Origin of the sequence: Asanoa iriomotensis (genome assembly GCF_016862515.1) — a bacterium.
GTDB lineage: Bacteria > Actinomycetota > Actinomycetes > Mycobacteriales > Micromonosporaceae > Asanoa > Asanoa iriomotensis.
The window spans coordinates 1-20,027 of sequence record NZ_BONC01000031.1; the positions used below are offsets into that span (position 1 = coordinate 1).

At 72.5% G+C, this 20,027-nt stretch carries 20 protein-coding genes, 1 tRNA gene and 1 riboswitch; of the genes, 7 read left to right on the plus strand and 14 right to left on the minus strand.

The window, feature by feature from the left end; all coding sequences use genetic code 11:
• From cbiE to cobF, 9 genes are all read right to left on the minus strand, one after another.
• The coding region (cbiE, locus tag Air01nite_RS21595; protein ID WP_203704630.1) for a precorrin-6y C5,15-methyltransferase (decarboxylating) subunit CbiE at window positions 1-1,126 on the minus strand (1,126 nt) is incomplete at its 3' end.
• A complete protein-coding gene (gene cobM, locus Air01nite_RS21600; RefSeq protein ID WP_203704631.1) occupies window positions 1,119-1,919 on the minus strand; it encodes a precorrin-4 C(11)-methyltransferase in 801 nt (266 codons plus the stop codon). The genes cobM and cbiE, both read right to left, overlap by 8 nt.
• Window positions 1,916-2,629 carry a precorrin-2 C(20)-methyltransferase gene (cobI, locus tag Air01nite_RS21605; RefSeq protein ID WP_203704632.1) on the minus strand — a complete coding sequence of 238 codons (714 nt, stop codon included), beginning with the start codon at window positions 2,627-2,629 and terminating at the stop codon, window positions 1,916-1,918. The genes cobM and cobI overlap by 4 nt, the downstream gene beginning before the upstream one ends.
• A complete protein-coding gene (locus tag Air01nite_RS21610) occupies window positions 2,620-3,954 on the minus strand; it encodes a cobyrinic acid a,c-diamide synthase CobB (RefSeq protein WP_239090867.1) in 1,335 nt (444 codons plus the stop codon). Before Air01nite_RS21610 ends, cobI begins: the two co-directional genes overlap by 10 nt.
• Window positions 3,948-4,562, minus strand: a complete 615-nt coding sequence (cobO, locus tag Air01nite_RS41220; RefSeq protein WP_239090868.1) for a cob(I)yrinic acid a,c-diamide adenosyltransferase — start codon at window positions 4,560-4,562, stop codon at window positions 3,948-3,950. Before cobO ends, Air01nite_RS21610 begins: the two co-directional genes overlap by 7 nt.
• Window positions 4,563-4,564: 2 nt before the next feature.
• Window positions 4,565-6,556, minus strand: coding sequence for a VWA domain-containing protein (locus Air01nite_RS21615; RefSeq protein ID WP_203704634.1), 1,992 nt, complete (start codon window positions 6,554-6,556; stop codon window positions 4,565-4,567).
• A 57-nt stretch (window positions 6,557-6,613) separates the two neighbouring features.
• A riboswitch (cobalamin riboswitch) is annotated at window positions 6,614-6,786 on the minus strand.
• A gap of 35 nt (window positions 6,787-6,821) precedes the next feature.
• Window positions 6,822-10,367: a cobaltochelatase subunit CobN gene (gene cobN / locus Air01nite_RS21620; protein WP_203704636.1), complete on the minus strand. Its 3,546-nt coding sequence runs from the start codon at window positions 10,365-10,367 to the stop codon at window positions 6,822-6,824.
• Window positions 10,364-11,116: a cobalt-precorrin-6A reductase gene (locus Air01nite_RS21625; protein ID WP_203704638.1), complete on the minus strand. Its 753-nt coding sequence runs from the start codon at window positions 11,114-11,116 to the stop codon at window positions 10,364-10,366. The genes cobN and Air01nite_RS21625 overlap by 4 nt, the downstream gene beginning before the upstream one ends.
• Window positions 11,113-11,859: a precorrin-6A synthase (deacetylating) gene (gene cobF, locus Air01nite_RS21630; RefSeq protein ID WP_203704640.1), complete on the minus strand. Its 747-nt coding sequence runs from the start codon at window positions 11,857-11,859 to the stop codon at window positions 11,113-11,115. The genes Air01nite_RS21625 and cobF overlap by 4 nt, the downstream gene beginning before the upstream one ends.
• A 41-nt stretch (window positions 11,860-11,900) precedes the next feature.
• Here cobF and Air01nite_RS21635 point away from each other — a divergent pair, with 41 nt between their 5' ends.
• On the plus strand, window positions 11,901-12,689 hold the full coding sequence (locus Air01nite_RS21635) for a (2Fe-2S)-binding protein (RefSeq protein ID WP_239090869.1): 789 nt from the start codon (window positions 11,901-11,903) through the stop codon (window positions 12,687-12,689).
• On the opposite strand, the gene Air01nite_RS21640 is transcribed toward Air01nite_RS21635, so the two are convergent.
• Window positions 12,671-13,150 carry a MarR family winged helix-turn-helix transcriptional regulator gene (locus Air01nite_RS21640; protein WP_203704644.1) on the minus strand — a complete coding sequence of 160 codons (480 nt, stop codon included), beginning with the start codon at window positions 13,148-13,150 and terminating at the stop codon, window positions 12,671-12,673. The genes Air01nite_RS21635 and Air01nite_RS21640 overlap by 19 nt on opposite strands.
• Before the next feature lie 90 nt (window positions 13,151-13,240).
• Here Air01nite_RS21640 and Air01nite_RS21645 point away from each other — a divergent pair, with 90 nt between their 5' ends.
• Complete coding sequence (locus Air01nite_RS21645; protein ID WP_203704646.1) at window positions 13,241-13,876, plus strand: FMN-dependent NADH-azoreductase; 636 nt, start codon at window positions 13,241-13,243, stop codon at window positions 13,874-13,876.
• A gap of 14 nt (window positions 13,877-13,890) precedes the next feature.
• Complete coding sequence (locus Air01nite_RS21650; RefSeq protein WP_203704648.1) at window positions 13,891-14,727, plus strand: alpha/beta hydrolase; 837 nt, start codon at window positions 13,891-13,893, stop codon at window positions 14,725-14,727.
• 10 nt (window positions 14,728-14,737) lie between these two features.
• On the opposite strand, the gene Air01nite_RS21655 is transcribed toward Air01nite_RS21650, so the two are convergent.
• Window positions 14,738-15,571, minus strand: a complete 834-nt coding sequence (locus tag Air01nite_RS21655) for a hypothetical protein (protein ID WP_203704650.1) — start codon at window positions 15,569-15,571, stop codon at window positions 14,738-14,740.
• A gap of 182 nt (window positions 15,572-15,753) precedes the next feature.
• Here Air01nite_RS21655 and Air01nite_RS21660 point away from each other — a divergent pair, with 182 nt between their 5' ends.
• Window positions 15,754-16,068, plus strand: a complete 315-nt coding sequence (locus tag Air01nite_RS21660; RefSeq protein ID WP_203704652.1) for an ArsR/SmtB family transcription factor — start codon at window positions 15,754-15,756, stop codon at window positions 16,066-16,068.
• Window positions 16,065-16,472: an SRPBCC family protein gene (locus Air01nite_RS21665; protein WP_203704654.1), complete on the plus strand. Its 408-nt coding sequence runs from the start codon at window positions 16,065-16,067 to the stop codon at window positions 16,470-16,472. The genes Air01nite_RS21660 and Air01nite_RS21665 overlap by 4 nt, the downstream gene beginning before the upstream one ends.
• A gap of 60 nt (window positions 16,473-16,532) precedes the next feature.
• On the opposite strand, the gene Air01nite_RS21670 is transcribed toward Air01nite_RS21665, so the two are convergent.
• On the minus strand, window positions 16,533-16,964 hold the full coding sequence (locus Air01nite_RS21670) for an SsgA family sporulation/cell division regulator (protein WP_089247988.1): 432 nt from the start codon (window positions 16,962-16,964) through the stop codon (window positions 16,533-16,535).
• A 294-nt stretch (window positions 16,965-17,258) separates the two neighbouring features.
• On the opposite strand from Air01nite_RS21670, the gene Air01nite_RS21675 reads away from it, so the two are divergent.
• On the plus strand, window positions 17,259-17,792 hold the full coding sequence (locus Air01nite_RS21675; protein WP_203704743.1) for a TIGR02611 family protein: 534 nt from the start codon (window positions 17,259-17,261) through the stop codon (window positions 17,790-17,792).
• A gap of 49 nt (window positions 17,793-17,841) precedes the next feature.
• A tRNA-Val gene (locus tag Air01nite_RS21680) sits at window positions 17,842-17,913 on the plus strand.
• 393 nt (window positions 17,914-18,306) lie between these two features.
• Here Air01nite_RS21680 and Air01nite_RS21685 read toward each other — a convergent pair.
• Together Air01nite_RS21685 and Air01nite_RS21690 are read right to left on the minus strand one after the other, a co-directional pair.
• Window positions 18,307-19,053: a phosphotransferase family protein gene (locus Air01nite_RS21685; protein ID WP_203704656.1), complete on the minus strand. Its 747-nt coding sequence runs from the start codon at window positions 19,051-19,053 to the stop codon at window positions 18,307-18,309.
• On the minus strand, window positions 19,013-19,996 hold the full coding sequence (locus tag Air01nite_RS21690; protein ID WP_203704657.1) for a helix-turn-helix transcriptional regulator: 984 nt from the start codon (window positions 19,994-19,996) through the stop codon (window positions 19,013-19,015). The genes Air01nite_RS21685 and Air01nite_RS21690 overlap by 41 nt, the downstream gene beginning before the upstream one ends.
• Window positions 19,997-20,027 lie beyond the last annotated feature (31 nt).

Consider the following 20,027-nt stretch of genomic DNA (forward strand, 5'->3'; position numbering starts at 1 on the left):
GGTTGGTCGCCGCCAGGCGGTGGCGGCCCGCGAGGTCGGTCAGGCGGTTGGCCTGTAGCTGTGCGCCGCCCGTGGTGTAGCCGGCGGCGGCGAGGGCGGCGGCGGTCGGGCCGATCGGCTCGACGGCCGCGAATGCGGCGACCACCCGGGACGGGCGGCGGTCGAGCACGGCACCCAGCACGTCCGGCCCGCCGCCGCCCACGAAGACCGCGTCCGGGTCCGGTAGGTCGGCCAGGGCCTCGGGTGCCGTGCCGGTCACGACCCGTACGTCGACGCCGTGTTGCGCCGCGTTGGCCCGCACCAGGTCCGTCGCCGCGGGGTCGCGGTCCACCGCGATCACGGCCGCGCCGAAGCGTCCACATTCGACGGCGACCGAGCCGGACCCGGCGCCGAGGTCCCAGACCAGCGTTCCGGGTACCGGCGCCAGGTGGGCCAGCGCGACCGCGCGTACCTCCGCCTTCGTGATCATCGAGGCGCGGTGGTGGAACGCCTCCTCCGGGAGCGCCCACCCGTCCGGCATGCGCACGCCGCCGGCGAGCCAGCCGGCCGGGCCGGCGGCACCGTCCTCGGCCAGCACGAGAACCACGTTCGGGTCGGTCCAGTCGCCGTCCGGGCCGGTGAGCCGTTCCTCGGCGGTGCCGAGCCGGGAGGCCACCACGATCCGGCGGCGCCACCCCTCCAAGGCCGCCGCGAGTGCCGGCGGGTCCGCGCCGGGGCCGGTCAGCACAGCCACCTTCGGGTACGCGCGACAGACGTTCGCCGCCCGGCGCAAGCCGTCGTCCCGGCCGTGTGCCGACACCACGACCGCGTCGTCCCACGGCAGTCCCAGCCGGGCGAACGCCTGCGCCACCGACGACACCGCCGGTCGCACCACGGGGTCCACGCCCGCCCGGCGCAGTGTGCGCACGATGCCGAAGAAGCCGGGGTCGCCGCTGGCCACCACCGCGACCGGTCCATCGTGGTCGGTGATCCGGTCGACGGCCGCGGCCACGTCGCCCATCACCACCCGTTCGGCGTTCGACGACACGTCGGCCAGGTGTCGGGCGCCGCCCACCAGCAGCGTGGCCGGGCCGACCGTGGCCGGCAGGGGGCCGCCGTCGTGGCCGTACACCGTCACGTCAGGCATGTCGGGCCTTCAGCTCTTCGCGGGCCGTCCGCTCGGCCTTGCGGTGTCCGTGGAAATGGCCCGGGTGGTAGAGGTGGCTGCGCGTGCCGTGCGCGGCCAGCGCCGGCCCGACCAGGAACAGCGTGTGCTTCCACAGCTTGTGCGCCCGGACCGTCTCGGCCAGCGTGCCGATCGTGCACCAGGCCAGCAGCTCGTCGGGCCAGCTCACCCGCGAACCGATCACCACCGGTGTCTCGGCCGGGTAGCCGCCGGCCAGCAGTTGCTCGGCGAGCTGTTTGGCGCGCGCCGCTGACAGGAACACCGCCATCGTGGTGCCGTGCCGGGCGAAGTCCGCGATCCGCTCCCCGTCGGGCATCGGTGTCTTGCCGCCCTCGAGCCGGGTCAGGATCACCGACTGGGCCACCTCGGGCACCGTCAGCTCCCGGCCGGCCGCCGCCGCGACGGCCGCGAACGCCGAGACACCCGGCACGATCTCCGTCTCCAGGTCGAGGTCCGCACAGGCGTCGAGCTGCTCCGCCACCGCGCCCCACAGGCTCGGGTCGCCGGAGTGCAGCCGCACCACGTGCAGACCCTCGGCCGCCGCGCGGTGGTAGATCTCGACGACCGCCTCCAGCGGCACGGCCGCCGAGTCGACCACCTCGGCCCCGGGCCGCACGTGCGTGAGCACCTCGGCGGCGACCAGGCTGGACGCCCAGACCACCACGTCGGCCTCGCCCAGGCGGCGGGCCGCGCGCAGCGTCAGCAGGTCGGCGGCGCCCGGGCCCGCACCGACGAAGCTCACCCGACCGGTCACAGCTTTCCTCCCCGCCGCTCGCGCACGGCCGGGATCAGCACCGTCGCCAGGTACGGCAACGGACCGTCGACCGCGTCGAGCGGCTGCACCTTCTCGTCCGGCAGCCCGAGGTGGCTGCCCACCACGGCACCGCGCCCGGCGGCCGCCGAGGCGATCGCCGCCATGTGCCGCCCGCCCTTGTAGACCACCACGGTCGCGTCCCGTTCCAGCGCCGCGTGCAGCGCGCCCAGGTCGCCGCGGGCCATCGGCAGCAGCACCAGCTCCTCGCCGCCCTCGACCAGCGGCCGTCCGGCGGCGGCGGCCAGCGCCTGCATCGCGGTGATGCCCGGCACGGTCTCGATCTCCACCTCCGGTACCAGCCCGCGCACGGTCTCCGCCAGATAGCCGAAGGTCGCGTACACGTTGGGGTCGCCGATCGTGGCGAACGCCGCCGTGCCGCCGGTCTCCCGCAGCCACTGCGCGACCCGCCGCCCGGCCTCGTCCCAGTAGTGCTCGCGCCGGCCCGCGTCCGTCCGCTCGTTGAGCGCGAACACCAGCCGCTCGATCCGCTCGTGGGCGGCGTGCGCCCGCACGGTCGCCTCCGCGCGCCCGACATCGGCCGGATCGAGCACGGGTACGAACACCCGGCCGGCGGTCGCCAGCGCGCGCACGCCCTTGAGCGTCATCAGCTCCGGATCTCCGGGCCCGACGCCGACTCCGATCAGGCGCATGCCGCCACCAGCCGTTCCGCGATCTCCGGGGCACCGGCCCAGTGCAGGTGCAGGTAGGAGGCGTGCACGTTGCCCGCCACGAAGCCCTCGCCGGGCTTGTCCCGCCAGGCGTACGCGGGCGCCTCCCCGGCGCCGGGCGTGGTCGCCGTGCGGTGGAACTCGTGCCCGGTGAGCCGGGTGCCGACCGGCGCGAGCCAGCTCGGCGAGATCGCCACCGCGTCCCGGTAGCCGAGCGTGAGCCGGCCGGTCATCTCGGCGTCCGCCGGCAGCACGCCGCACATCGGTGCGCCGTCGAGGCTGCGGGCCAACCAGAGCAGGCCCGCGCACTCGGCCGCGACGGGAGCGCCGGCGGCGGCCAGCCCGGCCACGGCGGCCCGCAACGGGACGTTGGCGGACAGCTCGGCCGCGTACACCTCGGGGAAGCCGCCGCCGACGACCAGCGCGGCGGTCCCGGGCGGCAAAGCCTCGTCGTGCAACGGGTCCACGGTCACGACCTCCGCGCCCGCGGCGGCCAACAGCTCGGTGGTCTCCGCGTACGAGAAGCTGAACGCCGGCCCACCGGCCACCGCGACCACCGGCCGGTCAGGCCGAGAAGCAACCGGTGGCGACCACGGCTCGACCGCCAACGGCGGCGCCGTGGCGGCCGCCGCCTCGATAGCGGAAAGGTCCACACTGGACGCGATCAGCTCGGCCAGCGCGGCCATGGCCGTCGCCGCCGTCGCGTGCCGTTCCACGACGGGCACGAGCCCGAGATGCCGGGACGGCGCGGCGACCGCCTCCGATCGCCGCAGCACGCCGAGCACCGGGGTTCCGGTCTCCTCCAGCGCCTCGCGCAGGATCGCCTCGTGCCGGTCCGAGCCCACCTTGTTGAGCACCACGCCGGCCAGCCGCAGCGTCGGGTCGAAGCCGCGGAACCCGTGCACCAGCGCGGCCACCGACCGTCCGACCGCCGAACCGTCGACCACGAGCAGCACCGGCGCGGAGAGCAGCTTGGCCACCTGCGCGGTCGAACCGTGCTCGCCCGCGTGCGCCCGGCCGTCGAAGAGCCCCATCACACCCTCGACGACCGCGAGGTCGGCGCCCTCGGCGCCGTGCGCGAACAGCGGCGCGATCCGTTCCTCGCCGACCATGACCGGGTCGAGGTTGCGGCCGGGACGGCCGCTGGCCAGCGCGTGGTAGCCGGGGTCGATGTAGTCCGGACCGACCTTGAACCCGGCCACCCGCTTGCCCCGGGCGGCGAACGCCGCCAGCAGCCCGCCCGCGACGGTGGTCTTGCCGTGCCCGGACGCCGGCGCGGCCACCACGATGCGCGGGGTGGTCACCACTCGATGCCCTGCTGTCCCTTGCGGCCGACGTCCATCGGATGCTTGACCTTGGTCATCTCGGTGACCAGGTCGGCCGCCTCGACCAGCGCCGGCGCTGCGTCCCGCCCGGTCACGACGACGTGCTGGTTGCCCGGCCGGGCGCGCAGCGTCGTCACGACCTCGGCGACGTCGACCCAACCCCATTTCATCGGGTACGTGAACTCGTCCAGCACGTAGAACCGGTAACGCTCGTCGGCCAGGTCCCGCTTGACCTGCGCCCAGCCCTCGGCCGCTTCGGCGGCGTGGTCGCGCTCGTCGCCGGGCCGGGCCAGCCACGACCAGCCCTCGCCCATCTTGTGCCAGGTGACCGGCGCGCCTGCCCCGGTGGCCTCGTGGTGAGCACCCAGCGCTTTGAGCGCCGACTCCTCGCCGACCCGCCACTTCGGACTCTTCACGAACTGGAACACCACGATCGGCCAGCCGGCGTTCCAGGCACGCAGCGCCATCCCGAACGCGGCCGTCGACTTGCCCTTGCCGACGCCGGTGTGCACGGCGAGCAGCGGCTGCCGCCGCCGTTCCCGCGTGGTCAGGCCGTCGTCGGGAACCTGTTCGACCTTGCCCTGTGGCATCGTCACACCGCCTTGAGGGTGGCGGCGGACAGCGCCGCGAGCGGGAGGTACTCGGCGTCCAGGGCACCGGCCAGCGTGCGGGCCATGCCGAGCTTGACCGGGCCGGTCTCGCAGTCGACCACGACGCTCGGCACGCCGGCGAGGGCCGGTGCGACCGTGCGCGGGTCCGGGCCGCGGGTGTGCCGGCCGTCGGTGACCACGACCAGCAGCGGGCGGCGCAGCGGGTCACGGCGCCGCTCGCCGGCCAGCGTGCGGGCGGCGGCGGCGAGGCCTGCGGCCAGCGGCGTGCGCCCGCCTGTGCGCAGGTCGGCCAGCCGGCGCACGCCGACCTCGTGGCTGGAGGTCGGGCGCAGCACGGTGGTCGCGTCGGTGTCCCGGAACGTGATCATGCCCACCGTGTCGCGCCGCTGGTAGGCGTCGCGGAGCAGCGAGAGCACGGCGGTCTTGACGGTGGCCATCCGGGCCCGGGCGGCCATCGAGCCGGACGCGTCGACCACGAACAACACCAGGTTGGCCTCGCGTCCGATGTGGACCGCCTCGCGCAGGTGCCGCTCGCGGATCGCTATTCGGGCAAGGAACGGTCCGTTGTTAACGCTATGCGTTAACAACGGACCGTTCCTTGCGCTCTGGTCCCGGGCGGCGGCGAGGACGGTGTCGGGCAGGTGCACGGCGCCGATCCGCCCGCGTGGGGCACGGGAACCGGCGACCCGGCCCCGGGCGGCGTAGGCGGGCGAGCGGCGTCCACTGTGGCCGTAGCGGCCACGGGAGCGTGCGGTAAGGGTGCGGGTCTTGTAGGCGGAGCCGACCGGGGCCGCCGCGGCCGGCGGGGGAGTGGCAGGTGCGCCGCCCGGCCGGTCCTCGGCGTCGGGCGCGGCAGCGGCACCGCCGCCGTCCGGGCCGCCCGCGTCCGGGGGCGGATTCTCCGAGCCCTGGCCGCCGCCCTGGTCCGGGTCGTCGTCCGGCTCCGGCGGCGGCTGTTCGGACCCGCCGGCCTGCTCGAGCGCGTCGTCCAGGGCCTGCTGGTCGGCGCCCGGCGGGTCGAACGGGTCGCGCCGTCGCCGGTGCGGCAGGGCCAGCCGGGCCGCGTCGTCGACCTCCTGGTCGGTCACGATGGCCCGGTCCCGCCAGGCGGCCAGCGCGACCGCGGTGCGGGCGATGACGATGTCGGCGCGCAGCCCGTCGACGCCGTACGCCAGGCAGATCCGGGCGATCCGGTCCAGTGCGGCGTCCGGCAGCGTGACCTTCGGCAGCCGGGCCCGGGCCGCCACGATCCGCTCGGCCGTCGCGGCGTCCGCGTCGGCGAACCGCGCGGCGAAGCCGTCCGGGTCGGCCTCGTAGGCCAGCCGGCGGCGGACCACCTCGGCCCGGTCGCCGGGCTCCTGCGGCGCGCCGACCTCGACCACGAGCCCGAACCGGTCGACGAGCTGCGGCCGCGGCTCGCCCTCCTCCGGGTTCATCGTGCCGACCAGCAGGAAACGGGCGGCGTGCCGGAGCGAGACGCCGTCGCGCTCGACGAACGCGCGGCCCATCGCGGCCGCGTCCAGCAGCAGGTCGACCAGGTGGTCGGGGAGCAGGTTGACCTCGTCGACGTAGAGCGCGCCCCGGTGCGCGGCGGCGAGCAGGCCCGGCTCGTACGCCTTCGTGCCCTCGGTCAGGATCCGCTGCACGTCGAGGGTGCCGACGACCCGGTCTTCGGTGGCGCCGACCGGCAGCTCCACGAGCCGCGACCGCCGGACGGTCCGCGTCGCGCCGGCGTGCGGGCCGTCCGGGCAGGTCGGGTCGGGCGCGGCCGGGTCACAGGCGAACCGGCAGCCCGGCACCACCGCGATGTCCGGCAGCAGCGCCGCGAGCGCCCGTACCATCGTCGACTTCGCGGTGCCCTTCTCGCCGCGGACCAGGACGCCGCCGATCACCGGCGACACGGCGTTGAGCAGCAGGGCCTGGCGGAGGTCGGCGAGGCCGACGACGGCGGAGAACGGGTACGCGGCACTCATTGTGCGTGCAGGCGCGACGACATGGCGCAATCCCTTCCGCGGGTGTCCACGCCCGCGACGGTTCGACGGCGAGCGGCCGAGTGTCCTGGCTCCCGGATCGACGCTTCCCCTCGGCCTTCCAACCCTTGCGGGCCGTGACCAATCGGGTGAGGGTTCGCTCCCCGGTGACAGTGGCGGGACCGCCCCGGAATCGCACCGGGTTCCTCCGCACCGCTCGTTCCAACATGCTGACCCACTGACGCGGGCCGCGTCAAAGGGAGTGAGATTACGCTCCCTCGAGGTCCCCTTCCGTCCGGAGGTACTCGGCACGCAGCGCGTCGATGGTCTCCGGCGACGGTGAAGCCCACAGACCCCGCTCGGCCGCCTCCAGCAACCGCTCCGTGATGCCGCGCAGGGCCCACGGGTTGGACTTGTCGAGGAACTCGCGCACCGACGGGTCCAGCACGTAGGCGGCGGCCAGCTTCTCGTACATCCAGTCGTCGACGACGCCGGCCGTCGCGTCGTACCCGAAGAGGTAGTCGACCGTCGCGGCGAGCTCGAACGCGCCCTTGTAGCCGTGCCGGCGCATCGCCTCGATCCAGCGCGGGTTGACCACCCGGGCGCGGAACACCCGTTTCGTCTCTTCTGCCAGCGACCGGGTGCGTACCTCGTCAGGACGGTGCGAGTCGCCGATGTACGCGGCCGGGTCGCTGCCGCGCAACGCGCGCACCATCGCCACCATGCCGCCGTGGTACTGGAAGTAGTCGTCGGAGTCGGCGATGTCGTGCTCGCGGGTGTCGACGTTCTTGGCCGCCACCGCCATCCGCCGATAGACCGTCTCGAGGTCGCCGCGCGCCGCCCGCCCGTCCAGCCCGCGCCCGTAGGCGTAGCCGCCCCAGACCGCGTACACCTCGGCGAGGTCGCGGTCGTCGCGCCAGTTGCGGGCGTCGATCAACGGCAACAGGCCGGCACCGTACGCGCCGGGCTTGGAACCGAAGATCCTGGTGGTGGCCCGCCGCCAGTCGCCGTGCTCGGCCTGGTCGGCCAGGGCGTGCTCCCGGACGAAGTTGTCGGGCTCGTCGAGGTCGGCGACCGCGGCGATCGCGTCGTCCAGTAGGGCGATCACATGCGGGAACGCGTCGCGGAAGAAGCCGGAGATGCGGACCGTCACGTCGATCCGGGGCCGTTGGAGCTCCTCGCGCGGGACGATCTCGAAGCCGGTGACCCGGCGGGAGGCGTCGTCCCAGACCGGGCGGGCGCCGATCAGCGCGAGCACCTCGGCGATGTCGTCGCCCTGGGTGCGCATGGCGCTGGTGCCCCAGACCGTCAGCCCGACCAGGGCCGGCCAGGTGCCGGTGTCCTCCCGGTGGCGGGCGAGCAGCGAGTCGGCCAGCGCGCGGCCGACGTCCCAGGCGTTGCGCGACGGGATCGCCTTGGGGTCGACGGAGTAGAAGTTGCGGCCGGTCGGCAGCACGTTGACCAGGCCGCGGGTGGGCGAGCCGGACGGGCCGGCGGGCACGTAGCCGCCGTCGAGCGCGTGAGCGACGGCTTTAAGCTCGTCGGTGGTCGCGGCCAGCCGCGGGACGACCTCGGTGGCGGCGAAGCGGAGCACCTCGACGACCGCTTCGGGCGTGCTCTCCAACACCTCGGTTGCGGCAACGGTTGCGGCATCCGCAGCCCACGCGTGGCTCTCCATCGCGAGCACCAGCCGGCGGGCCGTGTCCTCCAAGGCGTCGCTCTCCAGCGCGGTGTCGTCGAGGCCGAGGTAGACGGCGAGGGCCTCGCGCAGGCCCGGCAGGGCGCCGCGGCGGCCACCCCAGACCTGGCGGGCGCGCAGGATCGCCAGCACCATGTTGACCCGTGCCTCGCCCTCGGGCGGCGCGCCGAGGATGTGCAGGCCGTCGCGGATCAGCGAGTCCTTGATCTCGCATAGGTAGCCGTCGACGTGCAGCACGAAGTCGTCGAAGTCGTCGTCGCCCGGCTGCTCGTCGACGTGCAGGTCGTGGTGCAGTTCGGCGGCGTGGATCAGCGTCCAGATCTGCGCCCGCAGGGTCGGCACCTTCGTGGGGTCGAGCGCGGCGACGGTGGCGTACTCGTCGAGGAGCTGTTCCAGGCGGGCCATGTCGCCGTACGTGTCGGCGCGGGCCATCGGGGGCACCAGGTGGTCGACGATCGTGGCGTGGCCGCGCCGCTTGGCCTGGGTGCCCTCGCCCGGGTCGTTGACCACGAACGGGTAGACGAGCGGGAGGTCGCCGAGCACGGCGTCCGGTGCGCACTCCTTCGACAGGCCGAGCCCCTTGCCGGGCAGCCACTCCAGGGTGCCGTGCTTGCCGAGGTGCACGACGGCGTCCACGTTGGACCGCAACCAGCGGTACGCGGCCAGGTAGTGGTGCGACGGCGGCAGGTCCGGGTCGTGGTAGATGGCGATCGGGTTCTCGCCGAAGCCGCGCGGGGGCTGGATCATCAGCGTGACGTTGCCGTACCGGAGGGCGGCCAGGACGATGTCGTTGCCGTCGACGTAGAGCTCGCCGGGCGGGGCGCCCCAGTGCTCGGTCATCGCCTCTCGCAGGCTCTGCGGGACCTCTTCGAACCATTGCTGGTACGTGGAAGCGGGCACCCGGATCGGGGCGGCGGCGAGCTGCTCCTCGGTGAGCCATTCGACGTCGTGGCCGCCGGCGGCGATCAGGGTGTGGATCAGCGTGTCCCCGTCGGTGGGCACGTCGCCGACGTCGTAGCCGGCGTCCTTCAACGCTTGGAGCAGGGCGACCGCCGAGGCCGGGGTGTCGAGGCCGACCGCGTTGCCGACCCGGGAGTGCTTGGTCGGGTAGGACGACAGGACGATCGCGAGCCGCTTCTCGCTGTTGGGGATCGCCCTCAGCTTGGCGTGTCGCACGGCGATGCCCGCCACGCGGGCGGCGCGCTCCGGGTCGGCGCGGTAGACGGGGACGCCGTCCGGACCCGGCTCCTTGAACGAGAACGGCACCGTGATCAGGCGGCCGTCGAACTCCGGGATCGCCACCTGCATGGCGGCGTCCATGGGGGTGAGTGCGGCGTCACTTCGCTCCCACGCTTGCTTGGTGGTGGTCAGGCAGAGGCCCTGCAGCACGGGGACGTCGAGGGCGGCCGGTGCTTCGACCGACCAGGCGTCGTCGTCGCCGCCCGCGGACGCGTCGGCCGCCGTGGTGCCGCCGGCCGCGAGCACGGTGACGATCAGCGCGTCGCAGCCCTGGAGCAGCTCGTAGAGGCCGGTCTCGGCGGAGCGCAGGGACGCTGCGTACACCGGCATGGGTGTGCCGCCCGCCTTGGCCACCTCCTCGGCGAGCGTGTCGACGAACGCGGTGTTGCCGGCGAGCGCGTGGGCCCGGTAGAAGACCACGCCGACCTTCGGGCCCTTCGCGGTGCTCTGCTCGCCGTGCCGCCCGTACGCCGGGAACTCGACCGGAGGGTCGAAGCCCTCACCGGCCATCAGCAGGGTGTCGGCGAGGAACCGGTGGAGCTGGAGCAGGTTGGCCGGTCCGCCGGCGACCAGGTAGCGCTGCGCGTCGGCGACCACGCCGGCCGGCACCGTGGACAGCGCGGTCAGCTCGGCGTCCGGCACGGCCTCACCACCGACCGCGACGACCGGCAGGCCGGCGGCGAGCACCGCGTCGACGCCCTCGGGCCAGGTGCGGCGGCCGCCGAGCAGGCGCAGCACCACGCCGGTCGCGCCGTCGAGCAGTGCGGGGAGGTCGTCGGTGGTGAGCCGGGAAGGGTTGGCGACCCGCCACGGTGCGTCGGCGGAGCTGGCGGCCAGGAGGTCGGTGTCGGCGGTGGAGAGCAGTACGAGCGTCACGGTCCGGAGACTAGTTCGCGGACCCGGACGGCGGCCGCGGCGGGTGTGTCGACGGTGGGCATACCATGCTGTATCGGGCGATTGACCAGGATCACCGGTATGCCGCGTTCACGGGCGGCGTCGAGCTTGGCGCGGGTGGCGTCGCCGCCGCTGTCCTTGGCGACGACGACGTCGATGCCGTGCCGGTGGATCAGGCCGCGTTCACTGTCCACGGTGTACGGTCCACGGTCCAGGATCACGCGTACGTTGGTGGGCAGGTCGTCGGCGGGCGGCTCGATGCAGCGCACGAGGAGCAGGGGGAGCGCGCCGCAGGCCGGGTTGGTGGTGAACACGTCCAGCCGCTGGCGGCCCGTGGTGATGAACGCGCGGGCGCCGTGGGTGGGCAGGACGGCGGCGGCGGTCTCGAGGTTGGGGACGCGGTTCCACCGGTCCTTCGGCTGCTCGGTCCATCCTGGACGGAGCAGGCGCAGCCTCGGCGCGCCGTGCGCGGCGGCCGCGTGGGCGCCGACGGTCTCGGCGAAGGGGTGGGTCGCGTCGACCAGGATCGCCGGCCGGTGCCGGTGGAGCCATTCGCGCAGCCCGTCGGCGCCGCCGAAGCCGCCGGTGCGGGTCGTCCCTTGTGGCGTGTGCGGTTGTCGGGTCCGGCCGGCGTAGGAGGTGACGACGTGCAGGTCGTCGTGGCCGGTCAGCAGGTCGGCCAGCTCGCGGGCCTCCGTGGTGCCGCCCAGGATGAGGACGGTGGTGGTCATCGGTCCCGGCGGCGGAGCAGGTAGGTGTCCATGATCCAGCCCTTGCGGGCGCGCGCCGCCGCGCGTACCTCGTCGATCTCGTCCCTAGTCTCGTGCAGTTTTCCGGCACGCAGGATCTCGTCCTGGGTGCCGAGGTAGGCGCCCCAGTAGATGTCGACGTCGTCCTCGACCGCGCGGTAGGCGTTGCGGGCGTCGAGCATGACCACGAGATCGTCCACATCGGAAGGCATGCCTTCAGTGGCGAGGCGGCGACCGGTGGTGATCTGCACGGCGCGCCCGACGCGGTTGAGCCCGATGCGGTGGCGGGCGGCGAGGGCGGAGACGCTGGAGATGCCGGGGATGACGGCGTACGTGAAGGTGATGCCGTCGATGTCGTCGAGGATGGCGATCGTGCTGTCGAACAGGGCCGGGTCGCCCCAGACGAGGAAGCCGCCGGTCTGGTGCTCGGTGAGCTCGTCGCGGATCAGGTCGCGGTAGTTCGCGGCGCGCTCGCGACGCCAGTCGTCGACGGCTGTCGCATATCGCGTCGCCGCGCGGTCACGCTCCGGGTCCTTTACGGACGCGACGCGCGCTCTCGGCGCGTACTCGCGCAGCATTTCCCGCCGCAGGTCGGTGAGGTCGCGCTTCTCGTCGCCCTTGTCGACCAGGAAGGCGACGTCGAGGCGGCCGAGCGCCTTGACCGCTTCGAGGGTTAGCTGGTCAGGGTCGCCGGCCCCGATCCCGATGACGAGCACCTCGCGCATGGATGCAAAGTCTGCCCCATCGAAGGTCTACGCTCACACGCGTGCCACCCCACCAGTCCGCCGCCGCCGGCCCGGCGCTGGCGGCCGCTGCCGCGATCGGCCCGTATTTCTCGTGGGAGGCGTGGTCCGACGGCGCGGGCTGGCAGCCGTTCACCTCGCTGCTGACACCGTCGGTCGCCGCCTCACGGGTGGCGGTGGCGAGATCGACGCTGGTCAGCGCGTTCGGGCTGGCCCCGTCGGAGGTGCCGGAGCGGGTGGTGGCGTCGGTCTGGTTCATGGGCGTGGTGTCACGGCTGCTGTCGCCACCGCTGGGGGCGGCCGTCGCGGGCGGTGCGTTGCCCCTGGCCACCCGGGCAAACCTGTGGTGGCGCACGGTGCCGTCGGGCCCGATGCCGATGGCGTACGGGGTGGTCCTCGCGCAGGCCGACCTGTCCCCGGCGCAGGTGGCTTCGGCCCTGGTCGGCGGCCCACTGGCGGAAACGGTGACGCCGTTGCTCGGTGTCTTCCGGGACACGTTCAGGCTCTCGCCGAAGGTGCTGTGGGGCAACGTCGCGTCGGCCCTGGCCGGCGCCGCCGGCGTCCTTGCCGACACGATGCCCCGCCACGCCGCGCGGGTGGGCGCGGTGCTCGACCACGCACTGACCCTGCCACCGCTGGCCGGCACGGGCTCGGTGGTCCGCCCGAGCCCGGCGTCACCACGGCGTTTCCTGGTACGCGCGAACTGCTGCCTGTACTACCGCATCCCCGGCGGCGGCACCTGCGGTGACTGCGTGCTGACACCGGAGGCCGACCGGCTGCGGGCGTGGTCGGCCTATCTCTCGTCGGGGTAGGGCAGGTTGGCGTAGCCCGCCGCGGTCGCGACCCGTTCGCCGATCGTGGTGAGCTGGTCGATCTCCGCCGGGTCGAGCAGGTCGACCAGCACCCGTCTGACCGTCTCGACCTGCCCGGGCGCGGCCGCGACGGTGATCTCGTACCCCTTGTCGGTCAGCCGCACCATCGTGCCGCGTGCGTCGTCGGCGACGTCCTCGCGGGTGATCAGGCCGCGCTCCTCCATGCGCCGGAGCTGGTGACTGATCCGGCTGCGGTCCCAGCCGGTCCAGCTCGCGAGATCGCGTACGCGCAAGCTGCGGTCTTTGGCCTCGGACAGCGGCACCAGCACCTCGAAGTCGGTGCGGGAGATGCCGGTCTCACCGAGCTGCCGGACGAGGGCGACCTCGATCGCGCGCTGCATGCGCAGGTAGGCCCGCCACATGCGCCGCTCCTGCGGGTCCAGCCAGCGGGGTTCGGTCATGTGGCGGAGCTTACCGGAGCTTTTGTTGACGCGTCAGCATCTTGGTCCTAGCTTTGCTGACACATCAGCAAAACCCGCTGGAGGTTTGACATGTCGTTGTTCCGGCTCGACGCGAGCATCCGCGTCGAGGGTTCACACAGCCGCGAGGTCGCCGACATCGTGGAGTCGGAGTGGCGCGCGGCACACCCCGACGACCGGATCGTGCGCCGCCACATCGGCACGGACGTGCTGCCGGCGACGGCGTGGGCGGACGCCAACATGGCGAAGTACCTCCCGCCGGACAAGTGGAGCGGCGCCCAGCGTTCGGCCGCCGCGCTGGCCGCGCGGCTCACCGACGAGCTGGTCTCGGCGGACGCGTTGCTGTTCGCGGTGCCGCTCTACAACTACGGCGTCTCGCAGCACTTCAAGACCTGGGTCGACACGGTCCTCGCGGACCCGCGGATGGCGCCCGGCGCCCCGCCCCTCCTGGCCGGCAAGCCGGCGGTCCTGGTCACGGTCCGCGGCGGCGCCTACGGCCCGGGCACGCCGCGTGCGGGTTGGGACCACGCGACGCCCTGGATGCGCCGGATTCTGGGGGAGCTGTGGGAGCTGGACCTGCGGGTGGTCGAACGCGAGCTCACCCTGGTCGGCGTCGTCCCGGACCTCGACCAGTTCACGGAGCTGGCGGCGGAGCTGGGTGCCCGGGCGGCGGACCTGGCCCGCTCACACGGCCGCGCCCTCCGCTGACTACCGTGCCCGGGGTGACCACAGAGGTGCCGTTCCGCCCGCTCGTCGTCGACCAGACGGACGTTCGCTACGCCCATGGGCCTGACTCGCGTCGGCGGGTGGGGGTGCCGGTCGGTGAGACCGTCGAGTTCGGCTGGGACGACAGCTGGGTCTACCCGGGCACGTCGCGGAAGTTCTGGGTGCACGTGCCGGCTCAGTACGACCGGGCGCAGCCCGCGGCGCTGGTCGTTTTCCTGGACGGGCAGTGGTATCTCGATCCGGATGGCGAGGTTCGCGGCGCGATCGTCCTGGACAATCTGATCCACAGTGGTGACATCCCCGTCACCATTGGACTGTTCGTCGATCCTGGCGTGCTGGCGGACGCGCAGAACCCGAAGAATCGCAACGTCGAGTACGACGCGTTCGACGACCGTCTGGTCACCTTCCTGCTGACCGAGATCATTCCGCAGGTCGCGCAGCGCTACGCGATCACGGAGGACCCCGAGCGGTGGGGCATCTGCGGCGGCAGCAGCGGCGGGAACGGCGCCTTCACCGCCGCGTGGCTGCGCCCCGACAAGTTCCGCCGGGTGATCTGCTGCTTGTCCAGCTTCGTGCAGATGCCTGGCGGCAACCCGTACCCGGAGTTGATCCCCAGCGTCCCCCGTAAGCCCCTGCGCATCTTCATGCAGGCGGGCCACCGAGACCTCCAGTGGAACGAGCCCGAACACAACTGGCTCGCCAGCAACCTTCGCGTCGCGGCCGCGTTGGCCGAAGCGGGCTACGACTTCCGACTCGCCCTCGGCGACGGAGGCCACAGCCCCAACCACGGCGGCGTCCTCCTTCCGGACGCCCTGCGCTGGTTGCTCGCCTAGGAACTAAGCCTCAGTCGAACAGGCAGATGGCTGCCGTGGCGTCGTCGTGGCGCTTGTAGCGCGGTCGGGTGTAGCCGTCGCCGTCCGCGGCTTCTGCCGCCCGTACCCGATCGATCAGCTCCTGTGGACCTTTGTCGGTCAGTAGGTCCAGGAGCTGCGACCAGTCGAGCAACCCGAACTGGTCGACGATGCAGGACGCGCCGTCGGTCAGGAGGGCCGCGCGTCTCAGGGCGCCGGTGCCATGTAGCGGGACGCTGCCTTCTACGGCGTGCGCCGCCGCCTCTGGGTTGGCTGCGGCGATCCAGTAGCCGTCCGGGCGGTTGACCAGTTCCTGCTGGCCGAGTCGGGCCGCTCGGATGCGTTGCGCGTGTTCGTTGCTGCCGATGGGCACGTCGCCGGCCAGTGCTTTCGCGCGCAGCGGGGCGACCGCCTCGGTGAAGCGGTCGTCCGTGATGAGCTCGGCGCCCGAGCCGCGGTCGATCACCAGCGGGCTGTCGCAGAGCACGAGGTAGTCGGCTTCGTCACCGTGCGTGCGGAGCAGCGTCACCGTCGCGGCCGGGGTGTTGGGGTGGTTCAGGTCGCAGCCACCGCCATGGTCGTCTCGCACCAGTTCGATCGCCTCGGCCAGCGTCTGCGCCAGTGGGGCCGCGGCGGAGGTCACGCCGCGTCGCAGCAGGTGGCCCGCCAGCCGCTGGACGTACCACGCCGGGCCGTGGAGGCAGCCGCTGTCGAGCGTGGCGTGTGCGGTGACGCCGTCCAGGACTCCGACGAGGCCGGCGGCCGCGAACGCGATGTCCTCGTTCTCGCGACCTGGTGCGGGTGCCGAGGCCAGGCGTACTTCCATCAGGAGCGGCGGCGGCGGATGAACAGCAGGGCCACGCCGGCGATGACCGCGGTCGTGCCCAGGCAGCAGAACGACAGCAGCGCCAGGTGCCAAGGCTTCACAGCTCCCACGACAGCAGTAGTACCACACAAAGCGTCGGAGATTGTTGACATGTCGGGAGTCTCCGACGTATTTTTCTCGGCGTGGCTGAGGATGACGTGTTTCTGGCGCTCGCCAACCCGGTGCGGCGCAGGCTGCTGCGGTTGCTCGCCGACGGGCCGCGTACCGCCGGCGATCTTGCCAATCAGTTCGAGCTGAGCCGGCCCGCGATCGCCGAGCACCTGCAGGTGCTGCGCCGCGTCGCGCTCGTGCGGGACGTGCCGCAGGGGCGCCAGCGGCACTACCACCTCAACGCCGAGCCGCTCGCGCAGGTCGGCGAGTGGCTGCACCCGTTCGAACGGTTCTGGCGCGAGCGGCTGCGCTCGTTCGCCGACGTCGCCGAGGAGGAAAGATCATGACAGCACCGAGCACCGACACGATCAGCGTCGACCAGTTCGTCGCCGCGTCGCCCAGTAGGGTCTGGCGCACGCTGACCGACCCCGAGTTGCACGCGCGCTGGTGGGCGCCGGGAGACATCGCCGCCGTCGTGGGGCACCGCTTCCATCTTCAGATGCCCGTGTACGGAGAGATACCTTGCGAAGTCGTCGAGGTCGTCCCCGAGGAGAAGTTCGTCTATACGTTCAACGAATCCTGGACCCTGACCTGGCGTCTGGTGCCGGAGGGTGACGGGACGCGGCTGCTGCTCGAGCACAGCGGGTTCGACTTCGACAAGCCGCGTGACCGGGAGGCGTTCGAGCGGATGGGGCCGGGCTGGCGCGAGGTGGTCATTCCGCGGTTGGCGATGCTGGCGCGTACCGCATGACCGCATGAAAGAAGGCGCCGCGCGGAGTCGGCAGATCCGCGCGGCGCCCCCTTTCGTTTGCTATCTACCGGCCAGCAGCCGGTTGACCGCCGCGTCGACGTCCAGGTGGTCGGTTTCGCGACCGCGCGGTACGACGACGTAGGTCCGCCGCAGGAACCGCACGAGCACGCTGCGCGGCACCTCGAAAAGGGCGTTCCCGTCAGGTGACGACAGGGCCAGTGCGACGAAGTCGCCCCGCGGCGTGGCCCACGGCCAGACCCGGACGTCGCCGATGCCGGCGGGCTCGTCGAGGCCTGTGACGAGGAGCTCACGGGCGAACGACCAGCTCACCGCCTCGCCGCCGGCCGAATCGGCGTGGAACAAAACGTGGACCGCGTACGGGTCGGCTGGGTCGTAGCGCAGGCTGGCGCGCACCGGCAGAGCGGTGGCGTCTGGTGCGACGAGCCGCAGTGAGGTTTCGACCTCAACGGTCGTCGGTCGGATGACACTCATGTACGTTCTCCCCCCGGCACCGCTGCGGGACGCGCTTGCCCCGCGTTTCCCATACTCAGGTGATACTTCTACTTACGCTCCGTCAATCGCTGATCTCACCCAGTAGTGGGAAGGCGGTGCGTAAGTGCGGTACAACCCCGGCAAAATGCGTATAATGCCGGACTTGCTGTGGTACTGCGCACCGTCCGGCGTCGGGTAGCTCAGACGTCGACTCAGTTCGGTAACGTCGAGCAGTCCCGTTGAGTGACGGGGCGGGGCGGAGCCGGAGTGGATTGGCCGATGAAACCATCCTCAATGGAGCAAATAGGCACTGGTACGGAGCTCGCGGCTGCGTCGGGGGAGGACGAAGAGCGGAGGCACGGGGTGACGCTCGATCGGGGTAGCCCGCCCGAAAATTCGGAACCGGATGCCCGAACGGGCGCTTCCACACCCACCCGCACCCACCGTGGTCGCATCGGCGAGACATTGGACCTGATTCGGGCAAATCCGACCGGACGGATGATCCTCCGCGTATCCGTAGCGATTGCCGGGCTCGCAGTGGTCGCTCTGGGTATTCTGCTCATACCGCTACCCGGCCCGGGCTGGTTCATCGTGATCGGCGGCCTGGCCATCTGGGCGGTGGAGTTCACGTGGGCCAAAAAGCTCCTCAACTTCACCCGCCGCAACGTCCGCGCCTGGACATCGTGGATCGGCCGCCAACCGCTGCCGTTACGCTCGGTAATCGGCGTCGTCGGCCTCATCTTCGTGGCCGCCGTCGTCTGGGCGTCGGTCAAGGTCAGCCTCGACATCGACCTGATCACGGAGACCCGCAACGTCTTCGGCTGGTGAGGCCGGTGTGCACGGCAGTGTCGGGATCAGGTATTGTCGTCCGCGCTGAGGGCGATTAGCTCAGCGGGAGAGCGCTTCGTTCACACCGAAGAGGTCACTGGTTCGATCCCAGTATCGCCCACGCGCTTTGGGTGCCCCTGTCCGCGGAATGCGACGGACAGGGGCGCTTGTCATGTTGGCCCCGGGGGCCGAGCCCCCGGGCACCCCCACGGGGAGTGGGCGCGGTTTATCCCTTTTGTTGCGGCTGCGGTGTCGGTCGGGGTCGCGGCCGGTGAGCCAGCGGCAAGTCCCGTCGGGCCTTCAGGGGCGCCTCCACAGAACTGTGAGGCCGGCGGGGGCCGGGCGAGCACGCGACCGGTCCTTCGGCCGGTATCGGCCGGAAGCCGCCGCGTGAAGGAGGCTGACCTCGGCGGACTTGGCGTTCCAGAACGCCTCGGCGTCGCCTGTGAGCAGCTCGGACGCTGTTTGCGCCGCGTTCCGCCGAGCTTTCGTAGCCCGTCGGTCTCGTGCGGCCCTACATTCGGGCTCTGAGGACGTCGAACTCGCAGCCCGGTGTGTTCGGGTCGAAGCCGTGTTCGACCAGCCAGCGGGACGCTGTCAGGCTGCGCCACGACCACCAGCCGTGGATCACGTCGAGGTCCACGTCGGTGCCGTAGCCGGCTACCACGTCGGCAAGGTGCTCCTCGTGTCCGAGCGTCAGGACGGCCAGGTCGAACAGGGCATCGCCCTGGGCCGCCTCGGACCAGTCGATCACGCCGGTGACCTTGTCACCTTCGACGAACACGTGGGTGATCTGCAGGTCGCCATGCGTGAACACCGGTGTCCATGGGCGGAGCGCGGCCTCGGCGACCTCGCGGTTGCGGGTGACCAGGTCGGTGGGTAGGACACCGTTCGCGACGAGCCACTCGCATTCGACATCGAGGCGCGATGCGAGGTCGTCGAGGCGCCGACCCGGCCATGGTGGCAACGGCGCGTCGTGCAGCAGCCGCACGGACGCACCCGCGGCGGCCCAGGCCGCCGGCGACGCGGGCGACGGTTCGCCGAGACGGCCGAGTGCCCTCCCCGGCACGGCGGCGAGTGCGAGCGCCGGCGGATTCCGCCACAGGACCTCCGGAGTCGGGATCGGCGCCAGTGCCATCGCCTCGACCTCGACGTCGATGCGCGTCTGGTCAGCATCGATCTTCACGAACACGTCGCCCACGCGCAGCGTCGCGCGCTCGTCATGGGCGACGACGACCTGGACCCCTTCCACGTACGCCATTATGTGGCGCAGCACGCGCCAGTTGTTCGGACAGGGCCACGACTGCCGCTCTCAGGTCGTCGCCGCCGACGACCTCGAAAAGCATTGGTAGGGCGGCCAGTTGGCGGGCGTACCAGCGTGGGTTGTCGGTCGTGGCTCGCAGGCGGGTCCGGTCGTCGCCGTCGGCTTCGATGCGGCCCAGGCTGCGCGGCAGCCAGCGGGCCGCCTCGGTGAGCGGTGCGTGGAGCAGCACGTCGACCTCGTGCGTCCAGTGCTGTGAGAGGTGTTCCTCCAGCGTGCGCAGGGCGTCGAGATCCGGCGGCGGGGTGAAGGTCCGCGGCGTCGACAGCACCGCGGTGACCCGGTCGACGCGCAGCACGCGCACGGCGTCGGCCTGGTGCGACCAGGCGAGCAGGTACCAGCGGCTGTGTCGCAGGACGACGGCCCAGGGATCGACGCGCATCGTCCGCTCCGGGCCGCCGCCGCCGGCCTGGTAGCCGAGTTCCAGCGTCCGCGTCGCCTCGCACGCCGCGATCAGCTCGGTCACGGTCTCGTGGCGAACCGCCGCGGGCGCCTTCGCGGGGCCGCGCCGCAGCCGGATCGGTTCGGCGACCTGGCGCGGCAAGGCACGGAGGATCTTCGCTAGGCCGCCGCCCACCAGGTCGTCGGCGTCGGCCGCGCCGGGATGTCCTTCCAGGACCGCCATCACCAAGCCGGTCGCCTCGGCCGCGGTGAGCATCAGCGGCGGGAGCCGCAGTCCCCGGCCGATGCGGTAGCCGCCGCGCGGCCCGCTCACCGCGTCGATGGGTACGCCCGCCTCCCGCAGGATCGCGACGTAGCGCCGGGCGGCCCGGTCGCTGACGCCGAGCCGCCGCCCGAGCCGCTCGGCCGTGATCCCCGGGGTGTTCTGGATCGCCTCCAGCGCCTGCAGCGCCCGCGCGGTCGGGCTGAGATCGTCTCGCATCGCGGAAGTATCTCGTCCGGGATTCGCTCTA

Bases quoted from the DNA above. Each gene is read 5' to 3' on its own strand.
- cobI (WP_203704632.1), bottom strand. From the start codon at position 2,629: ATGCGCCTGATCGGAGTCGGCGTCGGGCCCGGAGATCCGGAGCTGATG.
- Air01nite_RS21645 (WP_203704646.1), top strand. From the start codon at position 13,241: ATGTCGTTGTTCCGGCTCGACGCGAGCATCCGCGTCGAGGGTTCACAC.
- cobF (WP_203704640.1), bottom strand. From the start codon at position 11,859: ATGCGCGAGGTGCTCGTCATCGGGATCGGGGCCGGCGACCCTGACCAG.
- Air01nite_RS21640 (WP_203704644.1), bottom strand. From the start codon at position 13,150: ATGACCGAACCCCGCTGGCTGGACCCGCAGGAGCGGCGCATGTGGCGG.
- Air01nite_RS21665 (WP_203704654.1), top strand. From the start codon at position 16,065: ATGACAGCACCGAGCACCGACACGATCAGCGTCGACCAGTTCGTCGCC.
- cobO (WP_239090868.1), bottom strand. From the start codon at position 4,562: ATGCCACAGGGCAAGGTCGAACAGGTTCCCGACGACGGCCTGACCACG.
- Air01nite_RS21615 (WP_203704634.1), bottom strand. From the start codon at position 6,556: ATGAGTGCCGCGTACCCGTTCTCCGCCGTCGTCGGCCTCGCCGACCTC.
- Air01nite_RS21685 (WP_203704656.1), bottom strand. From the start codon at position 19,053: ATGGCGTACGTGGAAGGGGTCCAGGTCGTCGTCGCCCATGACGAGCGC.
- Air01nite_RS21625 (WP_203704638.1), bottom strand. From the start codon at position 11,116: ATGACCACCACCGTCCTCATCCTGGGCGGCACCACGGAGGCCCGCGAG.
- Air01nite_RS21690 (WP_203704657.1), bottom strand. From the start codon at position 19,996: ATGCGAGACGATCTCAGCCCGACCGCGCGGGCGCTGCAGGCGCTGGAG.
- Air01nite_RS21655 (WP_203704650.1), bottom strand. From the start codon at position 15,571: ATGGAAGTACGCCTGGCCTCGGCACCCGCACCAGGTCGCGAGAACGAG.
- Air01nite_RS21675 (WP_203704743.1), top strand. From the start codon at position 17,259: ATGGAGCAAATAGGCACTGGTACGGAGCTCGCGGCTGCGTCGGGGGAG.
- Air01nite_RS21670 (WP_089247988.1), bottom strand. From the start codon at position 16,964: ATGAGTGTCATCCGACCGACGACCGTTGAGGTCGAAACCTCACTGCGG.